Source organism: Coxiella-like endosymbiont of Rhipicephalus sanguineus (assembly GCF_018687865.1).
In genome coordinates this window covers 1-11915 of record NZ_NIQB01000096.1, presented here as the reverse complement: position 1 = coordinate 11915, position 11915 = coordinate 1, and the positions used below count along the sequence as shown (strand labels likewise).

Sequence of the window (11915 nt, the reverse complement as noted above, 5' to 3'; positions counted from 1 at the left end):
CAGACATTAATAAGTCGGAATATTTATAAAAGCCGAAGGGATAAATTAATTAATTCAAAAAAGAGAATAACATGCCTTCTGAAATACAGCTGCACTAATAAATTTCAATATCAGTTAAGCTATCCTATTCAATTTCTTCATTTAGAATTGCTGGACAAACTCACTCCTGAACAAAAAGACCTGTTACATCGTCTTATAAAACAAACTCAGAGACGAAATGCGTTGTAAAATAAATAAATAAATTTCATCTGCTACCTTATACATTATATAAACCCAATATAAACTCATCGACAATCTAACAATCTAAAGCGTATGTCGTCATTTCTCATGAAATTGACACCCCCCTGACCGAGCTAAAACCCCTTTTTTCAGTTGGATAATCAACTGCTCTGGCACTATACCATACTAGCTGAAAAAGCGATTTACTCATACCCTTAACGAAAGAACGACTCTAAGCCAAGCGCTCATAAATTGAGAATTATTGTTAAAGACCCCCTTCCTGGATATTCTTTCGATTATAATTCATTTACTTTGAATGAAAATAATCTTGACGATTCAAGAATTAAGGAAGAAAATATTATACGTGCTGTTTATTATTCTCCAAGCTGTTTCGTTGATGACAAGAATACTTTTCAGTATCAGAAAAAAGAGCATAATAAAGTCCTATATATAAAAAAGCGGGTCAAAAAATAGAAAGAGAGAAAAAGAGAACAACTGATTGCTGACTTGCTTTATATCTCTACAGAGGCTAATACATAATTAATTTCACACGAGTCCATCGTCATTAGCATCAAAATGAGGTGAGTGAAGTTAGAATCGTAGAAGCCCATTTAGAAAGTCAAGCTTTAGGGACCTATAGTTTTAAAAAAATTAATTACGGCGAAGTTTTAGGCATCATGATAGATAGCATCGCAGCCTAGGGAAGCTCTATTCGAAAACGAAAACCGTAATACCTACTCTAGTGCACGGAGACTTACATAACAGTAACCTTCTTTATGAACGAAATGCGCCCGGGCTAATAAGCGAATATAGAGTATTCGACTTTAACGCTTTAGAAAAAGTGACATCGAAAGAGGCCCTTACGGAGCTTCATCAAGCTACCATAAGATTGCAAAGAAAGCCTTTTGAAAATACGTTCTTCTCACTTTTCCTCTGAAGTTAAGAAATATAAAATAAGAACATCGAAGCAAGACTATCTCAACTTAAAAATTCAGCTTGGATTTTTTCTTTATGAATTTTTAGAAATTCAAGATAAAATTAGCAACTGGAGAAGCTGCGGAAACAATTAAGCCACTGATAGACTAAAAATTACAACAATTGACATAATATTATCCATTTATTGAGCTTCACAATCTCACTTTAGAAGATATTTTTAAACTCGAAAGATTCGTGTTTCTATTCCATCACCTTTAAAAGAATAAGGAATTAGAATGCAATCCTCTTTTTGAACTAATTAATTTAATTTCAAAATACAACGACTTCAATAAAGCTAAAAACCATCTTGAACAATTAAGAACATTAATTTAATCACTGAAAGAAAAAGGAGTTAACCTATCTCTTTAAACTGAAACTCTTGACCAAGATAAAAATTTATTTCAATCTTGTAAGAAATACATGGCCTATGATATCGAATTTACAGAAGTTCTAAATCGTGATTTAGATATTTGAAAATTAAAATTAATATTCGATCAGCTCTTATCAAACTGTTAAAAGCCAAAATTTTCTATCGAGAATAATCCTTACCAAGACAGTTTTGGCCAAGTGCAGTACGCTATTCATCTAATGAAAAAAAGACCAAATAATAAATTTGGATAAGTCCAATTTATCTTTTGTTCTAACTTGTTAAGACAATTAAAAACGGACCTGATAAAAATGTTTGATGTAATTCAAGCAGACATTCAAACCCTCAAATCCTTAAAAAACGTTAAAAGGAAAATAGTCTCAAAAAAGTAGCTTCAAAAATTTGCATCAAATTTACAATGAAAAATTAAATAAATTAATCAAACAATACCTGCAATTGCATATCTTCTGGAAAAAATTCAGATTATTAAAATTGTCCTGAAGAGCCCTCTGCCGAGGAAATTACAATCGTACTCAATGATATCAGGGCCAGAAAAAACAATACGATAAAATTTATCATAGTGTTGACCAGGGCTACCAAAGATTATTCTATTTTAGACGATAAACTTTTTAGTTCGAAATTTATTTCCGATATCTTAACTCGTCCCTTAAGTATTGTTCTTGCCCCCATCCGATGGGTATTTAAATCTAACACCAATAATTAGTCGCAAGGCTTTTAAGTGCAAGCGCTCCCATTCCCGGAATTTAAAAAAAGAAATTTGTCAACATCTAGAAACTCTTCTCCAAGAAAGTCAAACTTATCGCCTGCGCGTGCTTAAATTTTCTTAATAATTTTTCTTATCTCAATAAAAAATAATTTAACTTTAATTATTTTTATTGAACAAATCTATGCGAGATAATATTGTAAATTATTTTTCTAGCATTGGAGGTCCCATGTCTCACGAGTCTCAAAATTCTTCACATAACGAAGATTCTTAACAGCCTTTTTACAAAATTCAGAAGTGGAGTTGAGCACTCCTTCAAATGGTGGGTGCTTGCTATTCAAAGCCCAACTCTGCACACTTTTCTGGGTAGGGTACCCAACGTCCTAGCGATGAAAATCGAAGACTAGCCCGAGGCCATCAACCTTAATTTAGATCCAGAACATGCAGCCCCTATCGATAAATGCTGTGAAGATCCTACTCAAGACATCAATCCTTGGATGAGAAGAATCTACGACTTTTTCGCTGATTTAGCGGTCATTATCGAACGTGCTTATAGTGGCTTTTTGTTTATGGCTATCCAAAAATCAATACCGATATGGATACAGGTCTTATTAAAGAATTTGGCGGCTTACCCGGAAAAAGATTCTTGGATGCCTATTGTTAATTAGGTCCTGACTAGCGTATTTGGTATTGCTGTTTCAGCCAATCTCGTTTATGATTTTACGCCTGTTGATCCGACTGAAGACGTTCTTGCTGCTGACATCCAAATAAATCTTGGAAGAAATAATAGCACAATACCGTGGCAAAGTTTTTCTCAAAGAAGGTGAACGTTTTAGTCAATTTCTGGATGGCAGAAAAAAATAGAAATTATCAAAACGACTTCCACATGGGAAAGCGATCGTAGTTCTAGAAGGACCATCCATTAAAAAACACGAAAAAGAATATATTCAGAATAATTTTAATTGGTTCCAACAAAATTTACCTAAGCCACTATTTTACTTATTAAACTTCGTTGCTTTTCTAAGAAATTATCTGGAATTAGCTATCGCCGATACGATTTCTATCGCTGCTTTAGACGATAACAACTTAAGAACATTAATTCCCACCCCTATAGTTTCAGTAGTGCTTGGAACTATTTATTATGATTTTATTACCCGCGATAAATTTAAATCCACGCTGTGGAGTTTATCACTCGCGTCTTTAAAAACCTCTCTGACAAAAAAGCGTGGGAGGAAGAATTTATCTATAATATTCTTAAATTTCCCAGCGAGGCATCTGAAGCTCTGTTCCAAATCTTTAATAATATAATTAATCGTTCTGTCGCCGACGCTTATATTACCTACGACATACTACAAATGTACTTGAAAAAAATATCTGGGAAACCAACATTCGATTCAATCGGTATTGTGGTCGGGCTACCTGCCTTAGCAATTGCTATTACTATGTTGAGTTCACGAACCCAGCGCACAATACGATAATATTTCGATCTCTCCCTAACATTGTTGTGGATACCCAGGGCAATAAGTATCTTCCTGCCCACAATGTTGTTGGTCATACAGTGACAACAACTTTATTCAGATTAAATTGCTCTATTTACGCTTCCGGTTTAATAACCTATGTGCTCTTAGACCAACATACCTCTTAGACCAACATACTATAAAAGCAGCTGTAGCAAGTACGGTTACCGGGATTTTGACATTAGGCCATGCTTTACCACGCTAAGACTCAAAAAATAAAATCCAATAATACGCAAAAACAGCCTGTTGTATATACCCTGAAGAATTATCTAACATGACCTCAGAACAATTATTCGATGCGATGCTATAACTAAACTAGCTAGTAATGATGGTCCCCAAGAGTTTAAAAATTCGTAACGGTAATTAATGTGTTGGCTTTAGCGGCACGCCAAGTTGGATTTATCAGATTTTTGTGGACACTCTTTCAGCACCAGACTTACCGCTTAAGGAAAGGAAATGATAAATTTACCTGCTTTGGATATTTTATTTCAACAACCTTGCATTTTATTGTAAAGAGGTACTAGATGCTTGGAGTCAACATTTAACACGCCACACAATTTGTAGAATAGCAAAAGGAGAAGAATAATTACCACGACACACATTAGATCTCAAAAAAGCTAATACACCTTTCTTCTGGCTAGCTAAATCGGATTGGAATCCTGATTTTCTGAAAGAGGTATATAATAAAAAGTTTCTGCAAGAACTTCAATCCCTTTCAGGTACCCGAGAAGACATAGCGCTTTTGGATCAAACAGCGATCGCTGTGAATGGAGATAAACTCCCCACAATGAGCTACGGAAGCACAAGGAAATAGAATACCCCCATTCCCTGGAATGGGGGTGGTATCTTTATCTGAGAAGGAAGCATTACTAATGCCTCAAGAGCTAAACCTCTAATATTTTCAATTATGGGTCCAAAGATTTCAAAATAAAATTCAACGCTTTAATGAAGGGAGGAAGTCTCCAGCGGGGAAACTCCTAGCAGGGAAAATCAAATCCAGCCCCAGCGCCACTCTCTCTAAAGAAGAGTCAGGGTTAATAGGAACAACTTGTATCATTAGGCCTACGTGTGTCTAATATTTTACATAACTGCAGAGGTGAGCTTTAAACAGGCAGCTACATTTTGGGGAGAAGCATCCCTATTGTCTTACTCTCATGTTTGCGTTTTTCTTTAATCACTACCCCTACGATGGCAAAACTGATTTCTTATCATGAAAATTTGAGAGTTCCAGGACAAGCGGTTGCTGCTGCTTATTTCATACATTCGACTGCTCAATTTCTAGGAATAATTTTGTCCTTAACTCAGAAAATAATTCAACTTAACCTGACATGATTTTCCTTCTTAAACTCATTTCCAAGTATGATGTGCATACTTACAACCGCGTATTTGGATGTAAAAACTTCTCAGTTATCTGGAGACGGTATCAAGATTTTATCGATAATTTCTTTGGGAGCAAGCAACACAATCTCTATTAATTGCTTTTCGAAATCCACATCGAACAACTTATAACTATTTACAAGACATTAATTTTAATGAGTAGAGCAAACACTTTACTTTATTCTCTGCCAACCAGAGTATTATAAAATCTGCTTCATTATGGATCCCTATTTTCCGATCAATTAGAAAAGGCTGTTAAAAAGGTTCCTGAGGAATGGTGGACCCACTTGGCGACATTTTCATAACGCTTTTCTCATTCTGTTTTTCCTTTTTCAGAATGACCTAATCCTGAAAATAGTAATGCAGTACTTATGGAATGTGCCCTACTCTCCAATGTCTAATGAGCTTAATTAGCATTAAAGCGCTCGGTGAATTAACTCAACGTTTACCTACGTTTATTCAATTGAAAATACTGTTACGACTATCCCTACTTACTGTCGGCAACCAATCGCGGTTAGTATTACAGCCGAATCGCTTATCTTCGATTAGTATCTCGTTGCAATTCAGAAAAAATATCGATTTAGGATATTTTTATTGAGTTCAAGAAGAATTAGAGAACGCCATTTATACCTATGGCCGTGTTTGATCTACCTTCTATTATTTTAAAAAAGCCAAAAAAACATTAAAGAATGCGAAATAAAAAATTGGATTTGCTCACAGAATTCGGATGCTCTGGATTCAACGTCCATCATATCATTACCATACCACCCTCTAGATTAGGAAGAATTAAAAAACATGGCATCCTTCTATAAAGCGGATGAAAAAGAGAAGAACATAGCTTTCTCTTATCTTTATTATTGACTAGTGGTTGATACTCTGGAAAAAAGCAGGAATTTCCAAGTCACCACTTATCAATCAGCTGAGACTAAAAACTATTTCCGTTCAATTTATAATTGTGGATTCATGCTCGAATGTTTCGCTAAAACAGTAAAAAAACCAAAAATCAAAATTAAGCTTTTAGATCAAATAAAAACTTACTATGAGATCGTTTAAAAAAATGTGGGAACGATAACGACAAATGACTGCAATGAAAGCTTGCTCTCAAAGCAAGCAAAAAACGTTTTCATCAAATAGCTTCCAAAATAAAATCTACTCAAGCTAAATTAGATCCTAGCGCGAGGATGGATCGAGCATCCTGCAGGATATAAATTATTTAAAATTGGCTTTTTAATTATGAGGTTTTCATGACGTCCCTTCCCATTCGCAAAACTGTTTGGATTCTAGCGCCAATGGCAATGGCCCTAGCATTGGCAATGGATGTTTATGTACCCACCGTTCCCAGGATGTCAACGTTGTTCCACGTGTCGGCAGGAGAAATGCAACTTACCCTAAGCCTTTTTATGCTGACTGGTGACCTGGTTCAACTCATCATCGGACCCTTAGCCGATCAATTATACAGGCGCCGGCCAATTAGTTTTCTTTTTATTGCAATTTTTACGCTAGAATCCCTTCTTTGTGCGACTGCCACATCGCGACTCCACAACTAACTCTCTATCGTATCACTCAAGCTATTGAATCCGTTGAAATGCTCGTTGTAGGCTTTACTATTGTTCGGGATCGTTATCATGGCAAAAAAATTGGTAAGACCTATAAGTATTTAAATAGCATTATTGCTTTCTCTCCCATGTTCGCGCCCTTTCTGGGAAGTTATTTGGACGTCCATTTTGGTTAGCTAGCTACTTTCCTTTTTTATTAATCATTTCTTTATCAGCCGTTTTAAGTATCTTACTGGCTGTACCGGAATCATTACCCAAAAACAAAAGGATCCCGCTAAATACCGATTTATTAACCAAATTTTTTTTAATTATACCTTCGCTACTGCTATAAGCCTCAGCTATCTTTTTATCTTCTGCTCAATTTTACTATACATCATCATCCAGCTGCTTGAAATTCTTGAGTTACATTACGGTTATTATTTCGCTTTTATGGGAATATCCTTTTTCATCAGGAGCTTACTCTCAGTCTATTTTGTCGGGAAAATTGGTATCTACAAAACAGTTACTTTAGGATTTTTTATTTAACTGCTTGGTGAAATAGTAATGATTGTTTGATATTTTAGTGTCGGCCTGATAATTGATGGTTTTATTTGGCCGATGCTTTTAGTTGGTATCGACGGAACCTTTGGCCTTGAGGCTGGTAGTAGCAATGCGATGAAAGCCTTTAGTGATACCACTGGTACAGCAGTTGCTTTAAGTAGTTCTTTTCGATTTTTGTTTTCCTCTATCGTTGGCATGGTGGTGGTTATTACCAAAAACATTTCATCCAATTTTCCTTCGGCGTTATCTGCTATTTTATTTAGTATAGTTGGATTAATCTTATTTTTAAATTAAAGAAAATCGTTGATTATTATTCATCGAAAAACCTTATAAAATTTAAAATTAATTTGTTAGCCCCCCAAAAGCTTGCTTTTCTTTGAACTAGAATGAAGGAATTCGAATAATTTCTATTTTCTCTAACGCTTGAGTAATAAGTACTTCTGTTAGGAATAATTTTTCTGCTTCTGAAATTTCTTTTTCTTTGGCTTTTGTCTCTGTATTTTTAGAAGCGAATAAACTATAACAATCTTCATAAGGACTTTTAGAAATTTAAAAAATATCAATTTGTTCCGTTCGATCAATTATCTCTTGCTTATCAAAACTAATTAAAGGCCTCAGAATAGGCAAATTGCCCACTTTATTAACAACAGCGATGTTTTGAATGGTTTGACTGGCTACCTGTCCTAAATTTTCACCAGTAATAAGCGCTTGATAAGAAGGCGTTGAAAGTTTTTTCACGATATGCATCATAAACCGACGATAAATAATTGTCCATGTGGATTCTGGGTAGCTTTTGTTAACTGACTCCTGAACTTGAGTAAAATGAAGAATATATAAATTTATTTCTCTCAATTTTCATTGCGTTAGTACACGAGCAAGATCGACAACTTTTTATTTTCCTTTTTCGCCTGTGTAAGAAAAACTGTGAAAGTAGACAGCGTCAATCATCATTCTGCGTTTCAATAAAGTCTAGCCTGCCACAGGGCTATCAATCCCCCTCCCTGGATAAAACAAAAGCAAACCACGGCCGGCAACACCAACCAGAAAGCCTCCTGACCTTCTGACATAATCAAAATTGGTGTATCCAAATACTCCTTCTTTACGTACTGCAATAAAAATAGTTAATTGAGGTCAGTTAAAATCAAACTTCAACATTGGAAAACGTTGCAGAACCTTTGTACCTATTTCTCTATTAATTTCTATAGAATCTGAAGGAAAGATTTTAAAAGAACGTCAGGCATCAACGCAAAAAGTTAAAGTCTGAATATTAAGTTTTCCAACATGCCAAATCATTACCTCTGCAATTTCATTCAAATTACTATTAAGTGGTAGGCGAAAAGATTCAGAAAACGCTACTATTCCAAAAATTCGCTTCAATTCTTCTCGATAATGTGAGAACATTTTATCTTCTACTAAATTCAAATAAAGCCATCCACGTTCTTTTTCCAAAACTCTTTCCTCGGTTCCAATGGCCAAACGAATATTTTCAAGCAGAGATGATTCGAAAACATGACGATTTTTTGCCTTAAGCGCAATTTCACCGTATTTAATTAAATTACCTTTTTCATTTTTATTCGAAAATCAATCAAAAATTATCAATTATCGATTTAATACTTTTCACTGTATAGCGAATTTCATCCTAAGTAGTATAAAGAGAAAAACTAAATCTAATTGCGGATTGTATTCACCTAGGCGATAAACCAATTGTTTTTAAGATGTGACTCGGCTTACGTTTTATCCCTCTACATGTTGAACCAGCTGACACATAAATTCCTTTTTTTCGAGAGAATGCATTATTACCTCTGAAGAGATCAAACCAAAGGAAACATTCACAGTATTTTCAAGCGTCTCCGAAGGAAAATTAATCATTATTTGTAAAATTTTTTTAATTCTTCTAGGAAATAGCCTCTTAAATCTTGCAAATGTTTTTGAGTCGTTTTCGACCTTGGATAAGTAAGTTTAGCCTCTTCAGCTAATTCCACGATAGCGAGAGCTAATTCCACGATAGCGAGAACATTTTCAGTTCCCGAGCGTAAACCAAACTCTTGTTCTCCCTCCGGTGATCAAGGGTTGAATCGGTATTTTTTCTTTCACATAAAGAGCGCTACTCCCTTTTAGGCTGTGAAACTTGTGGCCACTAGGAATACAAATTAATATTCAAGATATCTACTTCCCTCTTGCTAAATGCTTGAGTCCCGTCTACAAAAAAAAGAATGTCTTTGCGCATCACCTTTATTGCTTTAGCGATCTACCTCCAGCGGATTAATAGTTGCTAATTCATTGTTAACATGCATGATGCTACTAAAAAGGTATCCGGCATTATCGTTTCGATCACCGATTCCGGCGAAACTTTGCCGTTAAAGTCGATCCGTGTGAAATCAACAGTCATCCCCCTTTTGTTCAAGTTGTTTCAAAGTAGTTAAAACAGAATCATACTCTATCGGTGTTGTGACAATGTGAGTCCCTCGTCACTCCGTAGCCTCAATTACTCCCTTAACCCCTAAATTGACACTTTCCTTGCCAAGCACCCGTAGGGTAAAAATAATTTTTTCTTCTTTGGCGCGCAACAATGCAGTGAAACAGCGGCGTTCCTCATTTATAGCCCTCTCTGCGTCGATCCCTCTGCAATGAAGACTAGAGGAATTTCCGTAACTCTTTAAAAAAATAAAATTTTTCAGAAACTTCCGGGGCCACTGGTGTTGTTACGTTATTATCCAGATACACTTCAAATATAAGGGGATTATACTAGAAAGCCTTGTCCCCCCCCCCCCCCATAATTTTAATTAAAAATTTAGGATGGTCTCTACGGAAGAACGTTACAAGCACGCGATATTTATATCCTTTTTTAGGATTATGTCGTACAATACTAAGCCGAGCATAGATTGGTTTGGGTTTTTTCTGTGACAGTTCCTGACATTCTTGCAAAAGCATTTCTATTTCTATAACCGAAGGAAAATGACGATGAGTCAAAATAAAGTCTATGTGGGGAGCTTGTCATATAATGTGACAGCTGATGATCTTCAATCTTTTTTCGGGCAATATGGCGATATCGAAGAAACCAGATTAATTACGGACCGCGAAACGGGCCAATCTAAGGGCTTTGCTTTTATCACCTATGCGAACCAAAATGGAGCGCAAGCTGCCTTGGTTGCCAACGGCGTTGAGCTACAAGGCCGTAAAATCCGAGTCAACATTGCACGAGATAATAACAGTAATGGTAGCGGTCGCCGACGTGAAAGTAGCGGACGTGATGGTGGAGGTCGACGAGGTCGATTCTAAATATCACTGCGAGCGAAGCGAGGAACTACTTCGCTTCGCTCAAAAGCCACAAAGATTTCCAAAAACTTCAACAGCAAGTTATTAATACTATAAAAGTTACTAGTTAAAATAGTTTCTGGTGCTTGTGCATAAATACTTTCCTGTAAATCTTCCCGATATTTTTCAATTAAAAATCGAGTGCGTTCTTCTGTGAATTCAAGGTGACATTGCAAACCATACACTTGCTCGTTGAATCGGACGATTTATCTCGGATATCCTCTGCTTTTTGCTAAAATTACAGCTCCTTCTGGTAATCTCATCATGTCTTTATGTCAATGCATACTTAAAAATGACTGCAGAAAATGAGGAAATATGATCTTTTTCTCTTCCGGCGTAATTTCTACTGTGAAACAGTCTATTTCTTTTTCTGGACTACGCAAATGCATAGATCCCAAAGCTACGCTGAATTAACTGGCTACCCTAAACAAATTCCTAAATTAGACCCCTTCCCCTACTTAGTTTGCTGCTTGGACCAGCTCATCTCTTTTTAGGTAATCATAGAGATGATATACGCAGGCACTGCAGCCCGCCCATGAGAATAAGAAAGTCAAAAGTTTCTCGAGTAGGCAAATATTCACCCGCGTAACTTTGAGTACGTGAAAGCAGATAGTTTTTCGCTGCAACCTAATTGTCAGTCATCCCCGAAACCTTCATAAGGGGCATGTGAAATTATCTGAATACACATGAGTTCATTTTAACATAGAAAGGTTTCTTCTACATGCAGCTATAAAGTCTTCACCCAATGTAGGTTCTGGCAGATAGTTTTAGTAGCTTCATCAAAGAAGTAGATGGCCTTTTAAAAAAAAGGCCTGCATTTAATAAACTCGAATAAAGGTTTTGAAGATGCCCCGTAAAGGTAGAATTAGAAGTTTCTCCCGCTACTAAAATTTCTTCTAGTTCTTCTTTGCGAGTTGAAGTTTTATTTTCATTCTGATCAAATACTTCTTTCTGCCGACTGTTCCAAAAAAGTGCTTTAATAAGTTCTTCACCGTTGGCTGTAACTTCAACGTCTAAGCCGAATAGCTGTTGAATTATTGCCTACAAAATTTGGATAAAAATGGCTAGATAAATAAGATCCAACATTTTTAACACACTGGCTTCAATATCGAGAAAAATAAACTCAACTTTATTTTTATCTCTCGTCAGCATTCGCAAAAATAATTTCCAAAAACGATTGGTAACAGAACCAACCGAGAAAGATTAGCAACTGCACTAAAAAATAAAGTTCACCAATAAGTAATAGAACTCGATAGAATGGGAAAATTCGTTTGATTTAAGTATAAAGCCGTGCCACAAATATAAGACATAACTAACACCTTACA

At 35.8% G+C, this 11915-nt stretch carries 10 protein-coding genes and 1 pseudogene; 8 read left to right on the top strand and 3 right to left on the bottom strand.

Features of this window, described 5'->3' with window-relative positions; translation table 11 throughout:
- The 7 genes from B1F79_RS05915 to B1F79_RS05885 all read left to right on the top strand — a co-directional run.
- Window positions 1-228, top strand: a 228-nt coding sequence (locus B1F79_RS05915; protein WP_251366369.1) for a hypothetical protein, incomplete at its 5' end; no start/stop codon positions are given.
- A 2554-nt stretch (window positions 229-2782) separates the two neighbouring features.
- Window positions 2783-2953, top strand: a complete 171-nt coding sequence (locus B1F79_RS05910; protein ID WP_251366368.1) for a hypothetical protein — start codon at window positions 2783-2785, stop codon at window positions 2951-2953.
- Window positions 2954-4924: 1971 nt separating this feature from the next.
- The gene (locus tag B1F79_RS05905) at window positions 4925-5134 is read left to right on the top strand and encodes a hypothetical protein (RefSeq protein ID WP_251366367.1); all 210 of its coding nucleotides are present in this window, start codon (window positions 4925-4927) and stop codon (window positions 5132-5134) included.
- A 421-nt stretch (window positions 5135-5555) separates the two neighbouring features.
- A complete protein-coding gene (locus tag B1F79_RS05900; RefSeq protein ID WP_251366366.1) occupies window positions 5556-5777 on the top strand; it encodes a hypothetical protein in 222 nt (73 codons plus the stop codon).
- A gap of 646 nt (window positions 5778-6423) precedes the next feature.
- On the top strand, window positions 6424-6726 hold the full coding sequence (locus tag B1F79_RS05895; protein WP_251366365.1) for an MFS transporter: 303 nt from the start codon (window positions 6424-6426) through the stop codon (window positions 6724-6726).
- On the top strand, window positions 6693-6911 hold the full coding sequence (locus tag B1F79_RS05890) for a hypothetical protein (protein ID WP_251366364.1): 219 nt from the start codon (window positions 6693-6695) through the stop codon (window positions 6909-6911). Before B1F79_RS05895 ends, B1F79_RS05890 begins: the two co-directional genes overlap by 34 nt.
- Before the next feature lie 421 nt (window positions 6912-7332).
- A complete protein-coding gene (locus tag B1F79_RS05885) occupies window positions 7333-7569 on the top strand; it encodes a hypothetical protein (RefSeq protein WP_251366363.1) in 237 nt (78 codons plus the stop codon).
- A gap of 87 nt (window positions 7570-7656) precedes the next feature.
- On the opposite strand, the pseudogene thiI reads toward B1F79_RS05885, so the two are convergent.
- Both thiI and B1F79_RS05870 read right to left on the bottom strand, forming a co-directional pair.
- Window positions 7657-8826, bottom strand: a pseudogene (thiI, locus tag B1F79_RS06655) (tRNA uracil 4-sulfurtransferase ThiI).
- Between the two features lie 1194 nt (window positions 8827-10020).
- Window positions 10021-10245: a hypothetical protein gene (locus B1F79_RS05870; RefSeq protein WP_251366370.1), complete on the bottom strand. Its 225-nt coding sequence runs from the start codon at window positions 10243-10245 to the stop codon at window positions 10021-10023.
- Between B1F79_RS05870 and B1F79_RS05865 the strand changes: the two genes are divergently transcribed.
- The gene (locus tag B1F79_RS05865; protein ID WP_372443167.1) at window positions 10237-10554 is read left to right on the top strand and encodes an RNA recognition motif domain-containing protein; all 318 of its coding nucleotides are present in this window, start codon (window positions 10237-10239) and stop codon (window positions 10552-10554) included. The two genes, B1F79_RS05870 and B1F79_RS05865, sit on opposite strands and share 9 nt — an antisense overlap.
- On the opposite strand, the gene B1F79_RS05860 is transcribed toward B1F79_RS05865, so the two are convergent.
- Window positions 10551-10766: a hypothetical protein gene (locus B1F79_RS05860; RefSeq protein ID WP_251366359.1), complete on the bottom strand. Its 216-nt coding sequence runs from the start codon at window positions 10764-10766 to the stop codon at window positions 10551-10553. The two genes, B1F79_RS05865 and B1F79_RS05860, sit on opposite strands and share 4 nt — an antisense overlap.
- Window positions 10767-11915: the final 1149 nt, after the last annotated feature.